Source organism: Dyella silvae, assembly GCF_026421305.1.
Taxonomy (GTDB): domain Bacteria; phylum Pseudomonadota; class Gammaproteobacteria; order Xanthomonadales; family Rhodanobacteraceae; genus Dyella; species Dyella silvae.
The window spans coordinates 204,123-227,650 of record NZ_JAPJBQ010000004.1; the positions used below are offsets into that span (position 1 = coordinate 204,123).

At 62.8% G+C, this 23,528-nt stretch carries 22 protein-coding genes; 3 read left to right on the forward strand and 19 right to left on the reverse strand.

The annotated features are described in order from the left end of the window. Positions 1-84: 84 nt before the first annotated feature. The 5 genes from OQE56_RS12050 to OQE56_RS12070 are packed head-to-tail and all read right to left on the reverse strand — an operon-like array spanning position 85 to position 5,301. On the reverse strand, positions 85-2,217 hold the full coding sequence (locus tag OQE56_RS12050; protein WP_267224596.1) for a type IV pilus secretin PilQ: 2,133 nt from the start codon (positions 2,215-2,217) through the stop codon (positions 85-87). A 54-nt stretch (positions 2,218-2,271) separates the two neighbouring features. Continuing rightward, a complete protein-coding gene (locus OQE56_RS12055; RefSeq protein WP_267224597.1) occupies positions 2,272-2,811 on the reverse strand; it encodes a pilus assembly protein PilP in 540 nt (179 codons plus the stop codon). After that, positions 2,808-3,497 (reverse strand): type IV pilus inner membrane component PilO, encoded by a 690-nt coding sequence (locus tag OQE56_RS12060; RefSeq protein WP_267224598.1) that lies wholly within the window; start codon positions 3,495-3,497, stop codon positions 2,808-2,810. Before OQE56_RS12060 ends, OQE56_RS12055 begins: the two co-directional genes overlap by 4 nt. Continuing rightward, positions 3,494-4,243 (reverse strand): PilN domain-containing protein, encoded by a 750-nt coding sequence (locus OQE56_RS12065; protein WP_267224599.1) that lies wholly within the window; start codon positions 4,241-4,243, stop codon positions 3,494-3,496. Before OQE56_RS12065 ends, OQE56_RS12060 begins: the two co-directional genes overlap by 4 nt. After that, the gene (locus tag OQE56_RS12070; RefSeq protein WP_267224600.1) at positions 4,243-5,301 is read right to left on the reverse strand and encodes a pilus assembly protein PilM; all 1,059 of its coding nucleotides are present in this window, start codon (positions 5,299-5,301) and stop codon (positions 4,243-4,245) included. The genes OQE56_RS12065 and OQE56_RS12070 overlap by 1 nt, the downstream gene beginning before the upstream one ends. A 250-nt stretch (positions 5,302-5,551) precedes the next feature. Between OQE56_RS12070 and OQE56_RS12075 the strand changes: the two genes are divergently transcribed. Continuing rightward, complete coding sequence (locus OQE56_RS12075) at positions 5,552-8,047, forward strand: penicillin-binding protein 1A (protein WP_267224601.1); 2,496 nt, start codon at positions 5,552-5,554, stop codon at positions 8,045-8,047. Positions 8,048-8,132: 85 nt separating this feature from the next. Next, on the forward strand, positions 8,133-8,807 hold the full coding sequence (locus OQE56_RS12080) for a hypothetical protein (RefSeq protein WP_267224602.1): 675 nt from the start codon (positions 8,133-8,135) through the stop codon (positions 8,805-8,807). A gap of 107 nt (positions 8,808-8,914) precedes the next feature. Here OQE56_RS12080 and OQE56_RS12085 read toward each other — a convergent pair whose 3' ends face one another. From OQE56_RS12085 to rpoZ, 7 genes are all read right to left on the reverse strand, one after another. Next, positions 8,915-10,210, reverse strand: a complete 1,296-nt coding sequence (locus OQE56_RS12085; RefSeq protein WP_267224603.1) for a citrate synthase — start codon at positions 10,208-10,210, stop codon at positions 8,915-8,917. 255 nt (positions 10,211-10,465) lie between these two features. Further along, positions 10,466-10,711, reverse strand: a complete 246-nt coding sequence (locus tag OQE56_RS12090) for a type B 50S ribosomal protein L31 (RefSeq protein WP_038614848.1) — start codon at positions 10,709-10,711, stop codon at positions 10,466-10,468. 107 nt (positions 10,712-10,818) lie between these two features. Next, the gene (locus OQE56_RS12095) at positions 10,819-11,745 is read right to left on the reverse strand and encodes a nucleoside hydrolase (RefSeq protein WP_267224605.1); all 927 of its coding nucleotides are present in this window, start codon (positions 11,743-11,745) and stop codon (positions 10,819-10,821) included. A gap of 69 nt (positions 11,746-11,814) precedes the next feature. After that, a complete protein-coding gene (recG, locus tag OQE56_RS12100; protein ID WP_425601621.1) occupies positions 11,815-13,935 on the reverse strand; it encodes an ATP-dependent DNA helicase RecG in 2,121 nt (706 codons plus the stop codon). A gap of 31 nt (positions 13,936-13,966) precedes the next feature. After that, positions 13,967-14,350 (reverse strand): RidA family protein, encoded by a 384-nt coding sequence (locus OQE56_RS12105; protein ID WP_267224607.1) that lies wholly within the window; start codon positions 14,348-14,350, stop codon positions 13,967-13,969. A 132-nt stretch (positions 14,351-14,482) separates the two neighbouring features. Next, complete coding sequence (locus tag OQE56_RS12110) at positions 14,483-16,648, reverse strand: RelA/SpoT family protein (RefSeq protein ID WP_267224608.1); 2,166 nt, start codon at positions 16,646-16,648, stop codon at positions 14,483-14,485. A gap of 133 nt (positions 16,649-16,781) precedes the next feature. Further along, complete coding sequence (gene rpoZ, locus OQE56_RS12115) at positions 16,782-17,072, reverse strand: DNA-directed RNA polymerase subunit omega (protein WP_267224609.1); 291 nt, start codon at positions 17,070-17,072, stop codon at positions 16,782-16,784. Positions 17,073-17,272: 200 nt separating this feature from the next. Between rpoZ and OQE56_RS12120 the strand changes: the two genes are divergently transcribed. Continuing rightward, positions 17,273-18,118, forward strand: coding sequence for an MlaA family lipoprotein (locus OQE56_RS12120; protein ID WP_267224610.1), 846 nt, complete (start codon positions 17,273-17,275; stop codon positions 18,116-18,118). Positions 18,119-18,189: 71 nt separating this feature from the next. Here OQE56_RS12120 and OQE56_RS12125 read toward each other — a convergent pair whose 3' ends face one another. From OQE56_RS12125 to OQE56_RS12155, 7 genes are all read right to left on the reverse strand, one after another. Further along, positions 18,190-18,495 carry an STAS domain-containing protein gene (locus OQE56_RS12125; RefSeq protein WP_267224611.1) on the reverse strand — a complete coding sequence of 102 codons (306 nt, stop codon included), beginning with the start codon at positions 18,493-18,495 and terminating at the stop codon, positions 18,190-18,192. Further along, positions 18,495-19,166 carry an MlaC/ttg2D family ABC transporter substrate-binding protein gene (locus tag OQE56_RS12130; protein WP_267224612.1) on the reverse strand — a complete coding sequence of 224 codons (672 nt, stop codon included), beginning with the start codon at positions 19,164-19,166 and terminating at the stop codon, positions 18,495-18,497. Before OQE56_RS12130 ends, OQE56_RS12125 begins: the two co-directional genes overlap by 1 nt. Before the next feature lie 53 nt (positions 19,167-19,219). Next, entirely contained in the window at positions 19,220-20,086 is an 867-nt protein-coding gene (mlaD, locus tag OQE56_RS12135) for an outer membrane lipid asymmetry maintenance protein MlaD (RefSeq protein ID WP_267224613.1), read from the reverse strand. Positions 20,087-20,144: 58 nt separating this feature from the next. Next, a complete protein-coding gene (gene mlaE, locus OQE56_RS12140) occupies positions 20,145-20,918 on the reverse strand; it encodes a lipid asymmetry maintenance ABC transporter permease subunit MlaE (protein ID WP_267224614.1) in 774 nt (257 codons plus the stop codon). Then, on the reverse strand, positions 20,915-21,751 hold the full coding sequence (locus OQE56_RS12145) for an ABC transporter ATP-binding protein (protein ID WP_267224615.1): 837 nt from the start codon (positions 21,749-21,751) through the stop codon (positions 20,915-20,917). Before OQE56_RS12145 ends, mlaE begins: the two co-directional genes overlap by 4 nt. 270 nt (positions 21,752-22,021) lie before the next feature. Further along, on the reverse strand, positions 22,022-22,663 hold the full coding sequence (gmk, locus tag OQE56_RS12150) for a guanylate kinase (RefSeq protein ID WP_267224616.1): 642 nt from the start codon (positions 22,661-22,663) through the stop codon (positions 22,022-22,024). Continuing rightward, entirely contained in the window at positions 22,660-23,520 is an 861-nt protein-coding gene (locus tag OQE56_RS12155) for a YicC/YloC family endoribonuclease (RefSeq protein WP_267224618.1), read from the reverse strand. The genes gmk and OQE56_RS12155 overlap by 4 nt, the downstream gene beginning before the upstream one ends. Positions 23,521-23,528: the final 8 nt, after the last annotated feature.

Below are 23,528 nucleotides of genomic sequence, written 5' to 3' on the forward strand. Positions count from 1 at the left end.
CCTAAAGGGCACGTGGGCTGCGATGCGTTCAGGCATAAAAAAGGGCGGCCTGAGCCGCCCTTTTCTACTTGCTGGCGAGATCGCTTACTGCAGGCTCTCGCTGAGGATACGCGGCGTCACGAAGATCAGCAGCTCCGCCTTGTCGCTTTCGCGCTTCGTGGTGCGGAACAGGATGCCGAGACCCGGGATATCGCCCAGACCCGGTACCTTGGTTGCCGAGTTCTGCTTGGTGATTTCGTAAATGCCGCCGAGCACCACGGTCTGCCCATTGTCGACCAGCACCGAGGTGTTGATCTCGCGGGTATCGATGGTGGGCACCTGACCGCTGCCAGGCACGGTGACGTAGCCCGCCAGCGCATCCTTCTTCACGTTGATCATCAGATAGACGCGGTTGTCCGAGGTGATCGTCGGCGTGACCTTCAGCTCCAGCACCGCGTCCTTGAACTGCACGGTAGCGGTACCGCTGCCAGCCGCACCGGTGGCGCTGTTCTGATAGGTGACGTAACCGATTTCCTGACCCTGACGGATCACCGCTTCCTGCTGATTCGCGGTGATCACGCGGGGGCTGGAGATCACTTCGCTACGGCCTTCCGTCTGAGCGGCCGAGAGCTCCAGATCCAGGGCGTAGTTCTTGCCCAAGATGCCGAGCGCAAAGCTGCCGCCAGCGGTGGTGCTTGGCAGATTGACATTGAGGCCGCCGGTCGTGCCGTTACCGTTGTCCTTGCCACCGGTGGACAGCACCTGCCCGCTCGGATTGGTGCGGTTACCCTGCAGGCCAAACTTGGCACCCAGTTCGCGAGTGAAATTGTCGGTGGCAATGACGATGCGCGACTCGATCAGCACCTGCTGCACCGGACGATCCAGCGTGGCGATCAGCTCGCGCAGCTCACGGATCTTCTGCGGGTTGTCGTTGATCAGCAGCGTATTGGTGCGCTCGTCGAACGAGACGCTGCCGCGCGAGGACAGGAAGCCGCGAGATGCATTCGCGTTTGAACCGCCACCACTGGACTGTGCGGTCAGGCTACCCTGAGTCAGTAGCTTCGCAATGTCCTTGGCCTTGCCGTAGCTGATCGGCACGTAGTCAGTGACCAGTTCCGCATTGTCCTCAGCCTTCATACGTGCATCGGCAACACTCTGCTCGTACTTGGCCAGCTCTTCCTGCGGGGCGATCCAGATCACGTTGCCGTTGCGGCGCTTGTCGAGGCTCTTGGCGCGTAGCACCACATCCAGTGCCTGGTCCCACGGCACGTTGACCAGACGCAGCGTCACGCTGCCACCCACGGTATCCGACGCCACCAGGTTCAGGCCGGAGATGTCCGCCAGCAGCTGCAGCGCCGAACGCACCGGAATGTCCTGGAAGTTGAAGGTCACGCGATTGCCGGTATAGGTCGGCTCCTGACCCTTCGCCAGCTTCGGATCGCCAGCTTTGGCGTCCTTCTTCTTGGGCGCGATCTCAACCACGTACTGGTTGCCGCTCTGGTAGGCCGACGTCTCGATCTCACCCTTCGTGCTGATTTCCATGCGGGCGCCACCACGCACACCTGCCTTTGTGACGATGGCCTGCACCGGCGTGGCGAAATCGAGCACATCCAGACGCTGCGCGAGGTTGGACGGCAAGTTAGCGTGGTCAATGTCGACCACCACCTTGTCGCCTTGACGCTTCATATCGGCACTGGCACCCGCACCGCTGAAATCGACCAGGATGCGGCCTTCACCATTCGGACCACGGCGGAAGTCGATGTTCGACACCGAGGGCCCATTGGCCATCGATGGCAATGCTTTGGACGGGTCAATGGTCGCCGCAGTCGTCGTCGTCTGAGCGTCGGTACCGTTGTTGACGGTCAGCACCAGGCTGTTGCCCTCGACGCGCGAGCGATAGGTGGAGTCGCGGACCAGCTCGACCACGACACGGGTACGGCCACCGGCCGCCACCGCCGACACGCCCGTCGTCGAGCCTTTATTGATATCGATATGGCGCGGCGCAGCGTTATCGGTGTCGGCAAAGTCGACCGCGATGCGCGGCGGATTACCAGTGGTGAAGATCTTCGGCTCCGGCACCGGCCCCTGGGCGAAATTGAGGTGCAGCTCGACGCGGCCACCGGGTGCTACGTCGTAGCTGATGTCCTTCAGGGTGCTGGTAGCGGCGGCAGCGGCGTTCGACCAGGCTGCGCCCAGCGTCAGCAGGCTCACCACCATATAACGGCTAGCCTGGCGCATGACACGGCCCCGAACAGTTTTGAATTGGTTGGTCATTGCATCAGCCCCTGTTTCTTATTTCTCGCTGAGCGCGATGCTGGCGGAACGTTCCATCCAGCCACCGTTGCCGTTGGAAACCAGCTCCACCAGGTCAATGTGATCCTCGCTGATCGCGGTGACCCGACCGTAGCTCTGGCCCATGTATTCATTGCGATGGACGCGATGGATCACGCCCCCCGGATCCTTCACCAGCACTTCCATGCCCGCGCCCGACCCGACCGTACCGACCATCTTCAGGCTGTCGAGCGCAAACATCTCCAGCGGTTCCTTGGCCCGGTTCTGATCCGGGCGAGGGCCGGCGTTGTCATTCCCCTGTTGCAACTCGGCGGTGCTTGGAGAGAACGGATCGCGACGGTCCTGGTCGTTGTACTGGAATGTCTCGAACGTCTTGATGACCGGCAACGCTGGAATCGGTGCGCCCTTCCTCTGCTTTTCCTGCGCAACCCACTGATGCAGATCGTCTTGCCCGCTGCAGCCCGCCAGCGTCAACATGGCGCAGCACATCAGCAAGGTTTTCACCATGATGGAGGGCCTGATGGCAACCCACTTGCTCATTTCTGGCCCCCTGTCTTTGCCGGCGCCTTACCCGTAGCCGTTTTCGCATTGGCGGCCTTGGCCTCGGCACTCTCGTCTTCTTCCAGATAACGGTAGGTCTTAACCGTACCCTGCAGCACCAGCTGACCACCCGTTGCAATACCGGTCTTGGCGTCCTTGTTCTTCGGCGTCAGCGACACGTCGTGCATGGTCAGGATCACCACGCGCGGCAGCGAGGCCACACCGCTGATAAAGGTGCCGAACTGGTGATAGGTGCCCACCATGCGTAGCTGGATCGGCTTCTCGGCGTAGAAATCCTTCGGCGATTCGGCACCCGGCTGGAACAGTTCGGTTTCCAGGCCTGCCGATAGCGCCGTCTGCGAAATGTCTATCAGCAGCTCGGGCATTTCCGTCTTGCTGGGCAACTGGCGCAGCAACTGGCGCAGCATGTCCTGCATCTCGTCAAGCTGCTGCTGCAGTGCCTCCAGATTGACCGACTTGGCCTGCTTCTGGGAGAACTCTTTTTTCAGCTCGTCTTCTTTGGAAACCGCCCCGTTCAATTGGTCTTGCTGGTCGCTGATATGCAAGTACCAACCAAAGAACACGACCAGGCCGAACAGCAGCGTGCAGAAAAACACCTTGATCGGCATCGGCCAGCCGCCGACGTTGTTGCGATCGAGATTCTGCAGATCATTGAGGAACTTCATGGCTTCGCTCCTCCATTGCCTGCAGGGCTTGAGGGTTTGGCACCCGTAGCGGCAGGGGCAGCGGTCGCCGGTTTGGCGGGCTGCGCGGCACCCGGTGGCGCCGCTACAGCCGGAGCCGCTGCCGAATGCTGCGCCGCTGTGCTGGCCGATGCCGGCAGGATCGGCGCATGTTCGTCATCTGAGCCCTCGCCTTCCTCGGCCGACTTGGGCCGGCTCAACGCCACATCCAGCCCGAAGGCATACGGCATGCGGCTATCGCCATGCGTGTTCTCGGTCTTGCGCAGGTCGGCATGCCCCATCCACGGCGAGGTCTCAATGTTGCGCATGTACTCCGCCACGCTGGCATTGGATTGCGCCACACCCTCCAGCGTCATCGACTCACCGACCTGCTTGAGTCCACCCAGGCGGGCGCTGGCCGGAATGGTTTTCACCAGTTCGTCGAACAGGTGGACCATTTGCGAACGATTGGCCTGCAGCTGCTCGATGATCTGCTTGCGTGCCAGCAGACGCTCTCGGACCTTTTCCAGATCCTTGATCTTGGCAATCCGCTCGTCGAGCTGTTTGATCTCACCTTGCAGATAGGTGTTGCGATCGTTCTGATTGTCGATGCGCTCGCCCATCCAGGCCGTCCACAGCAGCAGCACCACGATCGCTGCCACGAAGGCGGCAGCCAGCTGCATGAAGAACTCTCGTTCGCGCTGCTTGCGGCGCTCGGTGCGCCACGGGAGTAGGTTGATGTGTGCCATCAGTCAAAGCTCCTCAGCGCGAGGCCGACCGCAATCATCAATGCGGGGGCGTCCTGTGCCAGCGACTGTGCCTGCACGCGAGGCGACAGGGACATGCGTGCGAGCGGATTGGCCACCAGGCACGACACGCCGAGCTGTTGCTCGAGCATCGGGCCAATGCCTTCGATAGAGGCACATCCGCCGGCCAGCAGTACCTGGTCGACCTTGCTGTATTCGCTGCCTGCGAAGAAGAACTGCAGCAGGCGGCTGATCTGCTGAACCAGCGATTCCTTGAATGGTTCCAGTGCCTCGCTCTCATAGGAGTCCGGCAGACCGCCCTTGCGCTTGGCGCGGCCGGCCTCCTCATAGGAGAGGCCATAGCGGCGCATGATTTCGTCGGTGAGCTGCTTGCCGCCGAACACTTGCTCGCGAGAGTAGATGGTGCGCTGATTGCGCAGCACCGACAGGGTCGTCATGGTGGCGCCGATGTCGACCACCGCCACCAGCGCGTCGCGTCCGACGTTAAGCTGGTCGGCCACCATCGCGAACGCGTTCTCCATGGCGAAGGCCTCGACGTCGATCACCTTGGCGGAGAGCCCGCCGAGATCGAGCGCGGCTACGCGCATGTCCACGTTCTCGGTGCGCGAGGCAGCGAGCAGCACATTATTCATTTCAGGGTTGTCGCGAACCGGACCGAGCACCTCGTAATCGAGGCTCACTTCTTCGATCGGATACGGGATGTATTGATTGGCCTCGACCTGGATCTGGCCTTCGAGATCATCCTCGGACAACTCGCTCGGCATCGGAATGATGCGCGTAATGACGGCCGAACCAGCCACCGCGGCCGCCGCGTGCTTGAGCTTGGAGCCCGAGCGCGCCAACGCACGACGAATGGCCTCGCCCACCGCCTCGACCTCGACGATGTTCTTTTCGACCACAGCATTGGGGGGCAGTGGCTCGACCGCGTAGTGTTCCACGCGATAGCGACCGCCGGCCTGACTGAGCTGCAGCAACTTGACGGCCGTCGAACTGATGTCGACGCCAACAAGCGGCGGCTTCTTGGGTGTAAAGAGCCCCACGATTTTCCCCCTTGCCCCTGGGCGCCCGTACCTTGGATAAGCACAGTGCGCGTCGGCATTTAATCCAAAAATTAACGTATTGGCAACGGCCTACGAGCTTTTTCTCGACTCATTCGCGTGACGGCATCCACAGGTTGGGCGAATGGGCCGGTGGCCTGCTTCTTGCTGTGACCTGCTCGATTCATGCCGTGGATACTGCAACATCTATACTCTGTCTTGTTTTGACTTACGTCTCGCAACCACCCAAATCATGCAAATTCTCACGCGGTTCCTGCGCTGGATCCTGATCCTGGCTTTTACCGGTTTGCTGCTGGGTTTCGCGGCAATCGGCGTGGCCTACTGGCTTGTTTCCCCTCGCCTTCCCTCTGTGGCGGTCCTCAAGGACTACCACATGCAGGTGCCCCTCAGGGTGCTCTCGGCCGATGGCAAGCTGATTGCCAGCTTCGGCGAGACGCGCCGCATCCCCGTGGCCATCAGCCAGGTTCCCGACCGCCTCAAGCACGCCGTGCTGGCCGCCGAAGACGCCGGCTTCTACCAGCACCCGGGTGTGGACTGGCATGGCATCGCCCGCGCCGGCTGGCACGTCGTGGTGTCCGGCGGTGACAAGGGTCCGGGTGGTTCCACCATCACCCAGCAGGTAGCCCGCAACTTCTTTCTGAGCCCTGAGAAGCTGTATTCCCGCAAGGTGACCGAGATCTTCATCGCCCTGCGCATGGAGAGCGAGCTGACCAAGGACCAGATTCTCGAGCTCTACCTCAACAAGATGTTCCTGGGGCACCGGTCCTACGGTGTGGCCGCCGCCGCCTCTTATTACTACGGCAAGACGCTGGACCAGCTGAGCGTGGCCGAATGCGCCACCCTGGCCTCCACTTTCCAGCTGCCATCGGTGGTCAACCCGCTGAACAACCCCAGGCGCATGATCGCCCGCCGCAATTGGGTCCTGGGCCAGATGCTGGAGAACCACTACATCAGCAAGGCCGAGTATGAACAGGCCATCGCCGAGGCCAACAACGCCTCGCCGCACGAGCCGCCGATCGAAGTCGACGCCCCCTATCTGGCCGAAATGGTGCGCCTGCAGGTGCTGGACCGCCTCGGCAACGACGCTCTGACGGAAGGCTATGTGGTGAAGACCACCATTCAGAGCGGCCGCCAGCAGGCCGCCGTGGACGCCGTCCGGTCCGGCCTGATCGAGTACGACCGCCGCCACGGCTGGCGCGGCCCCGAGGCCCATCAGGAACTGGCCCCCGATGCCGGCAACGAGGATCTCGACCGCGCCCTGGCGGGTTACACCGATATCTCGGGCATGCAGCCAGGCATCGTGACCGAGGTGTCGGGCAACGAGGCCAACATCTATCTCGCCAGCCGCGAGCCGGTGAAGCTCGGCCTCGAAGCCATGATCTGGGCACGCCCCCGCATTGACGACACGCGCGTCGGCGCCACCCCCAAAAACGTCTCCAGCGTGCTCAAGCGCGGCGATATCGTGCGCGTATCGCGCGATGAAAAGGGCCAGTGGCAGCTGACTCAGATCCCGGGGGCTCAGGCCGCCCTGACCTCCATCAATCCGGAGGATGGCTCGCTGCAAGCCCTGGTGGGTGGCTTCAACTTCCTGCGCAGCAAGTTCAACCGCGCAGTGATGGCGGCCCGCCAGCCTGGCTCGAGCTTCAAGCCCTTCATCTACTCGGCCGCCTTTGAACGGGGCTTCACGCCGGCCTCTATCGTCAACGATGCGCCGCTGGCCCTGCCCGACCCGTCACGGCCGGGCGGCTTGTGGACCCCGTCCAACGACGACGACAAGTTCGACGGACCGATCCCCCTGCGCGAAGCGCTGGTGCAATCCAAGAACCTGGTGTCGGTGCGCCTGCTGGATGCCATCGGCGTGCGGTATGCCCGCGACTACGTGACCCGCTTCGGCTTCAGCCTCGATTCGTTGCCCAGCAACCTCTCGATGGCCCTGGGCACCGCCTCCGTGTCCCCGATGAGCATGGCCCGCGGTTACGCCGTATTCGCTAACGGCGGCTACCTGGTGACGCCTTACTTCATCGGCGAGATCGATGATCGCGACGGCAAGCCGATATACCTCGCCAACCCCGCCCGCGCCTGCCGCACCTGCGCGGAACGCCTGCTTGACACGCGCCCGCCCGGCCCGCCACCGGCCGGCACCGCGGCGGCGCCTGCCAACATCGTCGCCACCGCCGGCTCCGCCGGCAGCCCGGCCACCCCGGGAAGCGTTGCCGGTGTGGGCGACGCCGTGCTCCCTGCGGACGCCCATGGCGACGGCGCTCACCCACCCGCGCTCGCCCCGCAGGTCATCGACGTGCGCAACGACTTCCTCATCACCTCCATGATGCAGGACGTGGTCAAGCGCGGTACCGGCGCGGCAGCCATGGCCCTTGGCCGCGACGACCTGGCCGGCAAGACCGGTTCCACCAATGATCACCGCGACGCCTGGTTCTCCGGCTTCAACGGCACCCTCGTAACAACCGTCTGGGTTGGCTTCGACGACTTCGGCTCGCTCGGCAAGGGCGAATTTGGCGCCAAGGCCGCCCTGCCGATCTGGATGTCGTACATGGGCGCCGCCCTGAAGGACCAGCCGTCGAGTACTCTGCCGATGCCGCCCGGTATTTCGACGGTGCAGATCAATGGCAAGTCCGAAATAATGAAAGTCGAAGATGTGGACCGCATGAAGCAGCAGGCCAATCAAGAACAGGAGGACCAGGATCAGCAGCACGCCTACGACATCTTTTAATCGTCGGCAGCGCCGGTTCGATCCCCATACCGCACTGCCGCCCGCGCTCGCGCATGCGAGCGCCAGATTGCCGGAGGAATGAGGCATGGCACGAGGTCAGCACCATCGTATCCACGCGCAGGACCGCCTACAGCGCAACCGTCTGCGCGTCGCCCAGGAGGCGGCGCGATTAATGAGCGAACACGGCATCCGCGATTTCCATCACGCCAAAGTCAAAGCTGCCGAGCGGCTCGGCATCCTCGAAGCGCAGGCACTACCTCGCAACAACGAAATCGAAGATGCGCTGAGGGAACACCAGCGCATCTTCCACGCCGACTCCCAACCTCAACTGCTGCAGCAACGCCGTGAGGCCGCCGTCGAAGCGATGCGCTTCCTCGAACGCTTCGACCCTCGCCTGGTCGGCGCGGTACTCGAAGGCACCGCTGACACCCACTCTGCCGTGTGCCTGCACGTGTTCAGCGATACCCCGGAAAGCGTCGTACTGTTCCTGGAGGAACGCGGCATCCCGCTCACTCAGCAAACCCGCCGGCTGCGAATCACGCGGGACGAGCAGCAGGAATACCCCGTGCTGCTGTTCGCGGCGGACGGCCTGCCCTTCGACATCACCGTGCTGCCGCGCGATTCGCTCAGACAGCCCCCGCTGGATCGCATCGACGAGAAACCCATGCGGCGAGCCTCGCTCACCGCCGTCGAGGAACTGCTCGCCACCGCCGACAACGACGACGAGTTCGAACGCATGCTGTCTTCAGCGCTGCGCTGACACTCACCGGCCGGAGCGCGCGCGTGCGCGACCCGACCGCACGGAAACACCCATAAAAAAAGCCCCGGCAAAACCGGGGCTTTTTTCTTACGCGGCAACCAAACCGATCAGCGCTTATCGGCCGACACGTAGTTGCGCACGTCGGCACCGGTGTAAATCTGGCGCGGACGACCGATGCGTGCACCCGGGGTTTCGTGCTGCTCGATCCAATGCGAGATCCAGCCCGAGGTGCGGGCGATGGCGAACATCACCGTGAACATTTCGGTCGGGATGCCCAGCGCCTTGTAGATGATGCCGGAGTAGAAATCGACGTTCGGGTACAGCTTGCGCTCGACGAAGTAGTCGTCCTTCAACGCGGCCTCTTCCAGCTTCATCGCCACGTCGAGCAGCGGGTCATTGATGCCCAGCTCGTTGAGGACCTTGTGGGTCATCTCGCGAATGATCTTGGCGCGCGGGTCAAAGTTCTTGTACACGCGATGGCCGAAGCCCATCAGGCGGAAGTTGTCGTTCTTGTCCTTCGCGCGCTTGACGGCAGTCTCGACCTTGTCGGCCGAGCCGATCTCTTCCAGCATCTTCAGCACGGCTTCGTTGGCACCACCGTGTGCCGGGCCCCAAAGCGCGGTGATACCGGCAGCGATGGAGGCGTACGGGTTGGCACCGGTCGAACCGACCAGACGCACGGTCGAGGTGGAGGCGTTCTGTTCATGGTCGGCGTGCAGGATGAACAGCAGATCCAGCGCCTTGGCGGCGACCGGGCTCATCTCGAGCGGCTCGCTCGGCACTTCGAACATCATGTGCAGGAAGCGGTCGACGTACTCGAGGTTGTTGCGCGGGTAGCGGAACGGCCAGCCGATCGAATAGCGGTAGCAGGCGGCGGCGATGGTCGGCATCTTGGCGATCAGGCGGATCGCAGCCAGCTTGCGGTCCTCGGCGTTATCGACGTCGATGTCGTCGTGGTAGAACGCCGACAGAGAAGCCACCGAGGCGGCCAGCATGGCCATCGGGTGCGCATCGTGGTGGAAGCCCTTGAAGAAGTCCTTCAGGGACTCGTGCATCATCGTGTGATGCGTGATGTCGTGCTCGAACTTGGAGAACTGGTCCTTGGTCGGCAACTCACCGTTGAGCAGCAGGTACGAGGTCTCAAGGAAGGACGATTTTTCGGCCAGCTGTTCGATCGGGTAGCCGCGGTACAGCAGAACGCCTTCGTCGCCGTCGATATAGGTGATGGCGCTCTTGGTGCTGGCGGTGCTGCCGTAACCCGGGTCGTAGGTGAAATGGCCCGTGTCCTTGTACAGCGTTCCGATGTCGATGCATGCGGGACCCAGGGTGCCGCTGAGCAGGGGCAGTTCACTGCTGCGGTTGGTCGACTCATCCACCAACTTGACGATCTTGGAATCGGACACGAAAAACCTCCTTCACGAAATGTCGTCGCCGGCGTACCGCCCCTTGGGTCGATGGCCGACGAGGTAGGGTTGATGTCGCAAATGGGGAAGGCTGCGACACCTCGCCGCTCATTATCGCATATTGACCCGCCAACATGCCCTAGCGGATGGTCGGATGGCAGACGCAAAAAAGCACGGGGCGAGCCATGCTCGCCCCGTGTGATATGCATGCAAACGCTGCGTGGCCGCAGCGTTACAGCAAGCTAGTCCGCGCGATTACTTCTGCGCGTAGCGACGACGGAACTTGTCGACGCGGCCGCCGGTGTCCAGCGTCTTCTGCTTGCCGGTGTAGAACGGATGGGAGTGGCTCGAGATATCCACCTTGATCAGCGGGTACTCGTTGCCGTCTTCCCACTTGACGGTTTCCTTGGTGGCGATCGTCGAACGCGTCAGGAACGCGAAGTCGGACGACAGGTCCTGGAACACCACCGGGCGATAATTCGGATGGGTATCGGGCTTCATGACTGACTCAAAGCGGTGGGTGAAAAGAGCGGCATTTTAACCACCAACCCCAACCATTGGCAAGTCCGTCAGTCACTTGGGCCGCGCAAGGCGCCTCCGGGGCCGGTTCAGGCCCCCAGAGCGGCCCGCACCATGGCGCCAAAACGGTCCTGATCCACCGCCATCACGATACGCGCGTTGGCCGGCTGGCCAAGCCGCGCGGTCCAATCCACGACGGTAGCGCCACGGGTCAGGCGACCGTCCAATTCCACCGCCACGTGACGTTCCTCGACGCGAGTCACCATTGACGGATCGATCGCCACCGCCATCGCCAATGCATCAGCGGCGATCACGCCGCGGCGGCCGCGCTTTGCGTTGAACGCACGCGCGGTGCCGAACACCTTTTCAAAAAACGTAGCACGCTGATCGCCTGCCGCGAGCCAGGCATTGAACTCGCCATCGTTGAAGGCATGCCGCAACACGACTTCCCAATCGACCAGATCGAACATCGGAAACGCTTCGAACACGACATGCGCCGCTTCCGGATCAAAACCAATGTTGAATTCGGCGGGAATCTTGCCTGTGTTACCCAGCCCCGTGACGGCGCCACCCATGATCACCAGCCGCTTCACGCGCTGCGGCAAGGTGGGGTCCAGACGCACCGCCAGTGCCAGATTAGTGAGCGGCCCCAAGGCCACCAGCGTAAGGTCCGGCTGTTCGCGAGTGATGCGAAGAATCGCCTGCGCCGCATGCTCATCGGCAACAACCGCCTTGGGCTCGGAAAAGCCGACATCACCCAGGCCATCCGTGCCGTGTACGTGCACCGCATCCTCTTCAGGCATGCGGACCAGTGGCGTCTGGCATCCGGGATAGACCAGCGTGTCCGCGCCCAGCAGATCCACCAGCGTTCGCGCATTACGCACGGTATGCGCGAGGCCCACATTGCCCGCTGCAATCGTCAACGCGCTGACACGGGCATGCTCGTGCGCCATCAGGATGGCGAGCGCGTCATCCACGCCCGGGTCGGTATCGATCAGCAGTAGCGGTTTGCTCATAGTGCGTCGTCGTCGGGTTCGAACAGTCAAGCTTAGAAGCTTGCGACGTGCAGGCAAACCCCACCGCCCTCAGGCGTGGGCGTAGCGGTCCGCCCCACCGATCCAGCGCGCGACAAGTTGCTCGGTCTGCTGCGGATGGTGAGCCATCAGGTGAGCTCCCACCTCCTGCACGGCCGGCAGCAGGTGCGCATCCCGCGCGAGATCGGCAATACGAAAACTCAACTGCCCCGTCTGGCGCGTTCCCAACACCTCGCCAGGACCGCGCAGTTCCAGATCCTTTTCGGCAATGCGGAAACCATCATTGGTCTCGCGCATCACCTGCAAACGTTCACGTGCCAGCTGCCCCAGTGGCGGCTGATACAACAGCACGCAGTTCGAGGCGATGGCGCCGCGCCCCACGCGCCCGCGCAACTGGTGCAGCTGAGCGAGACCCAGGCGCTCACTGTTCTCGATCACCATCAGACTCGCATTCGGCACGTCGACGCCCACCTCGATCACGGTGGTGGCCACGAGCACTGACAGCTCGCCAGCCTTGAATGCGTCCATGACGACCTGCTTTTCCCTGGGCTTCATGCGCCCGTGGATAAGGCCGATCCGGCAATCGGCCAGCGCCGCGGACAACTCCGCATGCGCCACCTCCGCCGCCTGCGCGCGCAGCTGCTCCGATTCCTCGATCAGCGTGCAGACCCAATACACCTGCCGCCCCTCCAGACAGGCGGCATGGATGCGCTCGATGACGTCGAAACGGCGCGCATTAGATATTGCGATGGTCTGCACCGGCGTACGCCCGGGCGGGAGCTCGTCGATCGCTGACACATCGAGATCCGCATAAGCACTCATCGCCAGCGTGCGCGGGATGGGCGTGGCAGTAAGGACCAGCTGATGCGGCACAAGCCCGGACTCGTGGTCCGCGCCCTTGTCGCGCAACGCCAGACGCTGCTGCACACCAAAGCGGTGCTGCTCATCGACGATCACCAACCCCAACTGTGCAAACGCGACGCCTTCCTGCATCAGCGCGTGCGTACCGATCACGACATGCGCCCCCGCAGCGACGCGTTGCAATGCCTGTTGTCGCGCCTTGCCTGTGACTTTGCCCGCCAGCCAGGCTACTTCAAGGCCTAATGGCGTGAGCCAGTGACGGAAATGATGAAGATGCTGCTCCGCGAGCAACTCGGTGGGCGCCATCAGCGCAACCTGATGCCCAGATTCCACCGCAGCCAACGCGGCCAGCGCCGCCACAATGGTCTTGCCGCTGCCCACGTCACCCTGCACCAACCGAAGCATCGGCTGCGACTGCGCTATATCGCCGGCAATTTCCGCGGTAACGCGCTGCTGGGCCCCCGTGAGACCAAAGGGCAGACTCGCCAACAGCCGCTTCCGCAGCTCGCCAGTACCGCGCAGGCTGGGCGCGTGACGGCGGCGCACGGCAGCCCGCATGCGCTTGAGACTCAGGTGCTGGGTCAGCAACTCTTCGAACGCGAGGCGTTGCTGCGCCGGATGACGCCCGGCCGTGAGTTGCCCCAGATGCGCGTCGGGCGGCGGCCGGTGCACGTACAACAAAGCATCGCGCAGCGAGGTCAGGCCGTGCTCCTTGCACAACGCCGGCGGAATCAGCTCCAGCTGCGCCTCAGGCGGGAGCAAAGCCAGCGCTTTCGCAATCACCCCGGCAAGCCGCTTCTGACCCAGGCCTTCCGTGGTCGGATACACCGGCGTGAGCAGCTCATCCACCGCAACGGGCTCGTCGCCACTCAACCTGCGGTACTGGGGATGCACCATCTCCAGCCCATGCCCGCCCTGACGTACCTCGCCGTAGCAAAGCAGGCGCGTACCGGGCCGCAGTTGCTCGGACTGGCTGCGGTTGAAATGGAAAAAACGCAGCAGCAGCGTCTGCTGCGACTCGTCGCTAATCGCCACTTTCAGTTGCGGGCGATAACGAAAACCGCGCTCGACCGCATCAATGACACCTTCCACCTGCACCCGATCACCTGGCCGCAGATCGGCGATGGCGGTGATACGGGTCTTGTCTTCGTAGCGCAGCGGCAGGTGAAACCACAGATCCTGTACGCGCTCGAGACCCAGCCTGGCCAGCGATTCGGCGAGCGCCGGACCGACACCCGGCAGCACCGACACCGGCGTGGCGCCGGGGTCGGTCAAAGCGGCAGCCATGACGCTGGCATGACTCTGTGCCATCAGCCAATCCTGAGAGCCAGGATCCTAAGCGTCAGTCGAGGACCATGATGGCGTCGACTTCCACGTCGGCCACCTTGGGCAGCGCAGACACCTGGATGGTGGAACGCGCCGGATAGGGTGCCTTGAAGTAATCAGCCATCACTTCATTCACCGTAGCGAAGTGACCGAGATTGGTGACGTAGATACCTACACGGACGATCTTGTCCAGCGACCCACCGGCCGCTTCGGCCACGGCCTTGAGGTTTTCGAAGACCTGCCGGGTCTGTGCAGCGATGCTGCCTTCCACCATGTTGCCGGTCGCAGGGCAAAGCGGAATCTGACCGGAGAAATACACCGTATTGCCGGCGCGCACAGCCTGCGAGTACGGGCCAATGGCCGAAGGAGCCTTGTCGGTGGCAATGATCTGGCGTGTCATGGGAAAGCCTCGTGGTTGCTCAGGCTTGCCAGTCTAAAACGAGACGCGAGTGAAGAGGAGTGAGAAGCAAGAGGTGAGCGGTGAAGGCCTTTGCCTGCTCTCACTTCTCAATCCTCTCCACTATCCCCTGCCCTAAAGCGGATAGCGATAGGCGCCACTGACCACGCCGGTGCGGCGCACGCGGCGGATGACGTCGGCCAGATGCTTGCGATTCTTCACTTCCAACGCAAACAGAAGCGTCGCGGCGGCGGCGTCGCGCTCGACGTATTCCACGTTTTCGATATTCGAATTGGCGGCTGCAATCGCGGCCGCCACGGTGGCAAGCACGCCCGGGCGGTTGATGACCTCGATACGCAGTTCGGCGCGGTAGTCGCCTTGCACATCGTGGTCCCACTCGATCGCCACGCAGCGCTCTGGCGATTTGCGCAGCTCCACCACGTTGGGGCATTCCACGCGATGCACGACAATGCCCTTGCCCGACGAGAGATAACCGATGATCTCGTCGCCCGGCAGCGGGTGACAGCAATTGCCGAAGCTGAGCACGCCCCGCTCGGCGCCGGTGATGCGAATTTTCTCCGCGGCATGCGGCAATGGCTGCACATCCGTGGATTTCTTACCGCGTGCCGCCACCAGCTGGCTCGCCACCAGATGCGGCATGCGATTGCCCAACGCGATATCCGAAAGCAGCTCTTCGAGGCGCTTGAGTTTGGAGGTCTCGAGGAAGCGATCGAGCACCGCCGGCGGAATCGCATCCAGGCTGGTACCCAGCACGTCGAGCGCACGGTCAAGCATGCGATGACCGAAGTCCACCGCATCTTCGTGCTGCAGATGTTTCAGGTACTGGCGAATGGCCGTGCGTGCCTTGCCGGTCACCACCGACTCCAGCCATGCCGGATTAGGCACTGCTGACGGCGCGGTGATGATTTCCACCAGCTGACCCGACTCCAGCCGCGTGCGCAGAGGCAGCAGTTTCTTGTCCACGCGAGCGGCCACGGCGTGATCACCCACGTCGGTATGCACGGCATAGGCGAAGTCGAGTGCCGTGGCATTGCGCGGCAACGCAAGAATGTCGCCGCGCGGCGTGAACAGATAGACCTCGTCCGGGAACAGGTCGATCTTGACGTTTTCGATGAATTCCGACGACGACGCGGTGTTCGCCTGACTGTCGGCCAACGAAGAAAGCCATTCGCGCGCGCGTGCCTGCGCACTGTTGGCCGGGCCGGAGTCGGTTTTGTACGCCCAATGCGCGGCCACGCCGCGCTCGGCGACCGAATCCATTTCCGCCGTGCGGATCTGTACTTCGATCGGCGCGCCAAACGGCCCAAGCAGCACCGTGTGCAGCGACTGATAGCCGTTGGCCTTGGGAATCGCGATGAAATCCTTGAAGCGGCGATCCACCGGCTTGTACAGCCCGTGGACCGCGCCGAGCGCCATGTAGCAGCTCATTGCCGAATCGACCACGACGCGGAAGCCGTATACGTCCATCAACTGGGCGAAGCTCTTGTGCTCGTTGTGCATCTTGGAATAGATGCTCCACGGAGACTTGATGCGACCCACGACCTTCGCGGTGAGGTGCTCCGCGGTCAGACGTGTGGACAGCGCGGCCTCGATCTTGCCCATCGCCTCGCGACGGTTGCCCAGCGCAGCGCGAATGCGCTCGCTGATCACGCGATAACGATCGGGATGAAGCGCCCGGAAGCCCAGGTCCTGCAGCTCCGCCTTGAACTTGTTCATGCCCAGGCGCTGCGCGATCGGCGCGTAAATTTCCAGCGTTTCGCGCGCAATGCGGCGGCGCGATGGCGCGTCTTTGGCGCCCAGCGTGCGCATGTTGTGCAGGCGATCGGCCAGCTTGATCAGGATGACGCGCAGGTCGCGCGCCATGGCCAGAAGCATCTTGCGGAAGCTTTCCGCATCCGCCTCCTGACGACTGGAAAACTGCATCTTGTCCAGCTTGGTGACGCCATCGACCAGTTCGGCGACCGTTTCGCCAAACTCGCCCGCGAGCTCGGTACGGCTCAGCGCGGTGTCTTCCAGGGTGTCATGCAGGATCGCCGCGATGATGGTCTCGGCGTCCAGGCCCAGCTCAGCCAGAATGCCGGCCACGGCCACGGGATGCGTGATGTAGGGCTCACCGCTCTTGCGGGCCTGACCCTCGTGCGCCACGGCGCCCACTTCGTAGGCACGGATTACGCGGGCAACCTGCGACTCCGGCAGGTAGGCGACGCGCTCTTTCAGGGCCAGCACGTACGGTGGCAGCGTCGACGTATCCGTGGAAGAGGACTCCGTGACTGCCGGCATGAATGTTCGGTCCCCGCTCAGGCGACCGCCTCGCGTCGTTTAAGGGAAGCGAGGGAAGCGGCGTGACGCCTGCAGCGCAAAACGCCGGACGAGCCGGCGCCGCTGATCTGCTGGCTACAGCCGCCACCTTCCATCAGTCGTCACCGCCCTTGGAAAGGTCGTCATCGACTTCGGCCGCGGCCCACTCCAGCGCCTCGCGCTCGGCGCGCTCGCGCTCAGCCTTCTCGATCTCATCGATGGTAGCCTGATCGATGCGGCGGTCGGCGATTTCGCGCAGGGCAAGCACGGTCGGCTTGTCGTGATCGGGATGGACTGCCGGCTCGGCACCCTTGGCGAGCTGGCGGGCGCGCTTGGTCGCCATCAGCACCAGTTCGAAGCGGTTGTCGACCACCTGCAGGCAGTCTTCGACGGTAATGCGGGCCATCTGAAATCCTTAAAGAATAAAGCGACTTATCACCTGTCAGTGTAGCCATCGGCCGCTTTGCTGGCAATGCAGCAAGACGTATGATGCCCGGTTCATGTGGCCTGCAGTCTGGTGCCCGGACACTAGATGGCCCTGTACACAATAAAAAACCAACAAGTACAATATTCTACTTATCCTTAGCCCCAGGACTGTCGCCAGCTATGCCGTCCGCCCTTCGCTCCCTACTTTTGCGCAGCCTGCCGCTGGTGGCGCTGGCGCTGCTGACTGGCTGCACGATCGCTAAGCCTCGTACCGACGATCCGTACGAGAAGATGAACCGCAAGGTTTATGCCTTCAACGACTCGCTGGATAAGGCCGTGATTCGCCCGGTGGCGGTGGGTTACCGCAAAGTGACCACCCCGGGCATCCGTCGCGGGGTGAGCGACTTCTTCACCAACATCCGCATGCCGATCTCAGTGGCCAACGATCTGCTGCAGGCGCGGCCCAAAGACGCGGTGGTGGGTAGTGGCCGCTTCCTGGTCAACCTGACGCTGGGCATCGGTGGCTTCTTCGATCCGGCCACCCAACTTGGCATTCCGCTGAACGAAACCGATTTCGGCGTCACCCTGGCGCAATGGGGCGTGCCGGATGGCCCCTATCTGGTGCTGCCGTTCATGGGCCCGACCACGGGCCGCGACGTGTGGCGCCTCCCGGTGGACGGTTACTTCTTCGATCCGATGAGCTATTTCGCGCGCAACAACCACTACGAGTACGGCCAGGAATACCTGCCGCAAGTGCTGTATCTGGTGACGCTGCGCTCCAGCGCGGTCGACGCGGAGAGCTTCCTGAATTCGGCCTTCGATCCGTATGCCTTCATTCGCGACGCTTATCGCCAGCAGCGCATCTACATGATCTACGAAGGCAATCCGCCGACCGACGTGATCGAGCAGATGCAGGGCCTGAAAGACCAGAATTTCGATCCGGACAAGCTGCTGGAAGAACAGCAGAACTGGGAGAACAAAAAGCCAGCGCCGGCACAAAATCCGCCGCCGGAACACAAGGACTGAGCGAGCGCTCAGCGCCAACGAAAAAGGGGCCGCAAGGCCCCTTTTTCATGGACTACTGCAAGAGCAGCGCCTCAGGACATCAGTTCTTCGACCTCACACACGCTGGCGAGCAGATGCATGCCCTCCGGCATGTTGCGCACGCTCAGCCGATGACCGCGCTCAGCCGCCTGGGCCAGCACGGCCAGCACACAGGCCAGGCCGGCGCTGTCGCTGTGCGTGACCCCGGACAAATCCAGTGTCATGCGACCATCGCGCGCCACGGCAGTATTGATGACATCCAGCGCGACCGCCGCATTGGCGAACGTCATGGTGCCGGCAACGCGTACGCTGCCGGGCGTGCTGTCATCCACCTGCGGAGGGGTGCCAGGGGAAGCCATTACTGCGTCGCCTTGGTGCCCTTTTCCATCGTCTCCAGCGCCTTCTCGCCCTGGGTTTCCAGGTTGGTAATCAGCTGGTCCATACCCACTTTGCGGATTTCGGAGTCGACCTGGTTGCGATAGTTGGTGATGTAGGAAATGCCCTCGATGATCACGTCATAGGCCTTCCAGTTGCCGTCGCGATCCTTGCGGAAAGCGTAGTCAACGGCCACGGTCTTGCCGTCATCGAGCGTTACCTGGCTGCGCACGATGGTGCGCTTGTCGTTGAGGTCGCCGTTGAACGGCAGCACCTTCACGCGGCCACGGGTGTAGTCGAGCAGGCCCTCGGCATAGCGATGCGTGATGGAGTTGTAGAACGCCTTGGCAAAGCGAGCGCGCTGCTCCGGCGTGGCTTCACGAGCATGCTGGCCAAGCACCAGGATCGACGCATAGTCGATATCGAAGTGCGGCAGGAACACGCTGTCGATCACGCCGATCAGCTTTTCGTGATTGTTCTTCAGCTCCTGCTGGTGACCATCAATAGCCTTGGAAAGCTCATCGGAAATGGCCTGAACCACCTGCACCGGCGACTGCTGGGCGCTGGCGGGCGCAGCGGTGTTCTGGGCGAAAGCGGGCGCGGCAACCACGCTGCCGAAAGCGATAGCGGTGGCGAGAGCCAGACTGCGCAACATGGGGAAACTCCTGAACGGTATCTTGGGGGAATATCGGTACGCGTCGCGCCAGATCAATGCTTGCTGCCAGTATCAGCCTTGCTGCTACTGGCATCCTTCTTGTCGCTGGACGAACCGCTGACCAGGAACTTGCCGATGAGATCCTCGATCTGCAGCGCCGACTGGGTCAGCACCAGCTCGTCACCATCCTTGAGCATGTCCGGCGAGCCGCCAGGCTGGATGGCAACGTACTGCGTGCCGATCAAACCACTGGTGAACACCGCGGCAGCCGAATCGTCGGGGATCTGGCTGTACTTCTTGTCGATGGACAGCGCCACCTCGGCGTCCAGCTTGACCGGGTCGGCCTTGACCGACTGCACGCTGCCAATGGCCACGCCAGCCATCTTCACCGGTGCACCCACCGATAGTGCGCCCACATTGGTGAAGCGCGCCTTGACCTGGTAGCTGCCGGACAGGTTGTCCGCCGATCCGCCAGCCCCGAAGAACTTGCCGAGCATTTCTTCCAGCTGCTGCGCCGGGCGAGTGAGCGCCAGCGTGCCGCCATCGGCTACGGCTTTCTTGGAGTTGCCGTACTGGATACCCACGTACTGGTCACCCAACAGACCGCTGGTGAAGATGGTGGCGACCGAGTCGTCGGGAATCTGGCTATAGCGGTTGTCGATGGCCAGCTTGACGTCGGCCGTCTCCTTGCCCGGGTCCAGCACGATCGACTGCACCTGACCGACGCGCACGCCCGCCACCTTTACCGGCGCACGCTCCTTGAGCTGACCGATGTTGGCGAAGTGCGCCTCGACGGTGTAGCTCGGGCCACGGCTGGTGTTGGCCACCGAGGTCGTCTGGGTGGCGAGATAGCCAAGCGCGGTAAAGCCGAGCACGATGAACAGGCCGGTGCCGACGGCATAGGATGGTCTCTGGCTCACGGCACGATCCTCTGTGAAAAGTGGGGGAATACGATCAGGGCAGCGCGCATAAAGGTGTTCACATCAGGAAGGCGGTGAGCACGAAGTCGAGCGCAAGAATGGCAATCGACGAGGCGACGACCGTGCGCGTCGTGGCATAGGCCACGCCCTCGCTGGTGGGTGGCGTGGTGTAGCCCTGGAACACCGCGATAAGCGACACCACCGTGCCGAATACCACGCTCTTCCACAGCACGCCGTTGATCACGTCTTTCACCACCTCGACGGTGGCGGTCATGTTTGACCAGAAGGTGCCGTTGTCGATGCCCAGCCAGGTCACGCCCACCAAGTGGCCACCGAAGATGCCCAGCGCGCAGAACACGCAGCAAAGCAGCGGCATCGCGACGATGCCGGCCAGGAAACGGGGAACGGCCACGTAGGCGATCGGGTCGACCGCCATCATTTCCATCGCAGCGATCTGATCGGTGGCCCGCATCAGGCCGATCTCAGCGGTGACTGAGGTACCCGCACGGCCGGCAAACAGCAACGCCGTCACCACCGGGCCCAGCTCGCGATAGATCGCGATGGCCACCACCGTGCCGGTAGCCGACGTACCGCCGAAAATCGACAGCACGTCGTACAACTGCAGGCCCAGCACCATGCCGACGAACAGGCCGCAGACCATGATGATGATCAGGCTCATCGCGCCAACGAACCAGAGCTGCCGCACCGTCTCGCGGATATGACGCAGGCTGCGCGGCACCGCCGCCAGCATGCGCAACAGGAACAGGCCGCACTCGCCAATCTGCGTCAGCGAGCGCAGCACGATGTTGTCACGGCTCATGGTCGCGCTCATGCGCCCCTCCCTGGAAAACCGAGCGACACACCAAGGTCACCGGCCGGATACTGGAACGGCACCGGACCATCGGCTTCGCCACCGAAGAACTGGCGAGTCCACGGCGAACCGTCGTCAGCGATGGTCTTCGGATCGCCCTGCGCCACGACCTTGCCGTTGGCGATGAGATAGATGTGATCTGCCACCTGCTTGATCGCTTCCAGCTCATGCGCGACCAGCACACTGGTGATACCCAGCGTCTGATTGAGCGTGCGGATCAGTTTGAGCACCTGGTTTAGCGCGATGGGATCAAGACCGACGAACGGTTCGTCGTAAAGAATCAACATCGGATCGAACACGATCGAGCGCGCCAACGCCACGCGACGCGCCATACCGCCCGACAGCTCCGACGGCATCAGCCCCGCTGCACCGCGAAGACCCACCGCCTGCAGCTTGGTGAGCACGATGTTGCGGATCAGCACTTCCGGCAGCTGCGTATGCTGACGCAGCGGAAAGGCGACGTTTTCGAACACATCGAAGTCGGTGAGCAGCGCGGAGTTCTGGAATAGATAACCGATGCGCTCACGCAGCTCGAACAGCTTGTCACGCGACAGCTTCGGCACGTTCTGGCCATCTACCCACACTTCGCCCGCACTGCCGCGCATCTGGCCTGTGATGTGCTTGAGCAGCGTGGTTTTGCCGGTGCCGCTGGGACCCATGATGGCGGTGATCTTGCCGCGCGGAATATCCATATCCAGCGCGTCGAACACCTTCTTGCCATTGAGCACCGTGGTCAGGCCACGGACGCGCACGAGGGCGCTGTCGTCGGGCTTGGCGCTAACGGAGTCGGTCATGGGCTAAGGCTGTGGCTTGGGAAAGCGGCCACGTTAGCTGAATACGGGGGTGAAGACCATGTACCGGCCGCCCGGGCGCTCAGGAAGCGCTAACGAAACAATACCTTGCGATGCACCAGGGCTCTTGTGGGAGCGCACCCTGTGCGCGACGAGCCCTGCGAAAGGATGGGGTTAGAGGTGCCCACCACCCGCAAAGTCCTGAAACCAGAGACACTGCGATGCTCCGCGGTCGCGCACAGGGCGCGCTCCCACCGACATCGCCAGGGCTTTTCAGGCCAGCAGTTCGGCGATCAATGCCTCATGCCGCTGCCATTGCAACGCAGTGCGCTGACGCACGGCGTGCACGATCGCCTGCAGATCGCCAAGGGCAACATCAAAGTTATCGTTGACGATGATGTAGTCGAACTCATGCGCGTGAGCAATCTCTTCGCGCGAGTTATGCAGACGGCGGGCGATCACTTCAGGACTGTCCGAACCACGGCCACGCAGGCGGCGCTCCAGCTCAGGCCGCGACGGCGGCAGGATGAATACGCTCACGCAATCGGGCTTGGTCTTGCGGATCTGACGCGCGCCCTGCCAGTCGATTTCCAGCAGCACGTCGCGCCCCTGGCTCAGCAACGTATTTACCGTAGTGCGCGACGTACCGTAGAGATTGCCGTGCACTTCGGCATGTTCAAGGAAGATGCCCTCGGCAATCTCACGCTCGAACTCTTCGCGTTCAACGAAGTAGTAGTGCCGGCCGTACTGCTCGCCCGGACGGGGCGGCCGCGTGGTGTGCGAAATCGACAGTGAAATGGCCGGCTCGCGCTCAAGCAGCGCGTTGACCAGGGTGGACTTGCCAGCACCCGAAGGCGCAGCCACCACAAACAAGGTGCATTCGCCGCCCGCAGACTGGGACGCTTGAGTGTTCATTCGATGTTCTGCACCTGTTCGCGCATCTGCTCGATCAACACCTTCAGCTCAACCGCCGCATTGGTGCTACGCGCATCGACGGCTTTGGAACCGAGCGTATTGGCTTCGCGGTTGAATTCCTGCATCAGGAAGTCAAGGCGGCGGCCGATCGGCTCCTTGGTGCCGAGCACGCGGCGCGTTTCGGCGATATGCGTGCTGAGGCGATCCAGTTCTTCGTCCACGTCGCTGCGGGTGATCTGCAGCACGAGCTCCTGCTCCAGCCGGCCCGGATCGGCAGGCTGCTTGATATCCGCCAACCGTGATTCAAGACGGGCACGCAGGCCCTCACGAATCTGCGGCATGAAGCTGCGCACATCCGCCACGATGCGCTCGATGGCGTCGAGACGATCCTTGAGCAACTCGGCCAGCTTGGCGCCCTCCCGCTCGCGGGTGGCGGTGAGAGCGTCCAGGGCGCGCTCCAGCACTTCCAGCAGGGCAGCCTGCAGTACTTCAGGGTCCACCTCGGCCTGCTGCAGTACGCCGGGGAAACGCAGCAGTTCGGTGAACTCGATGTTCATGCGCGGAAAGCGCGCTTCCAGATCCAGCGCCAGTTCGGACAGGCGAGCCAGCGTGCCGGCATTCACCTGCAATGATTCGCCGCGCGACTCACCCCGCACGCGCACCGTGATATCCACCTTGCCGCGCGACAGGCGTGCCGCAATGCGCTCGCGCAGCGCCGACTCGAACACGCGCAGCTCGTCCGGCAGGCGCGGGCTCAGTTCCAGGTAACGATGATTGACCGTGCGCAGCTCGCAGCTGAGCGTACCGGCAGGGCCGGTCGTCTCGGCGGAGGCGTAAGCCGTCATGCTGCGGATCATGTGAAAGC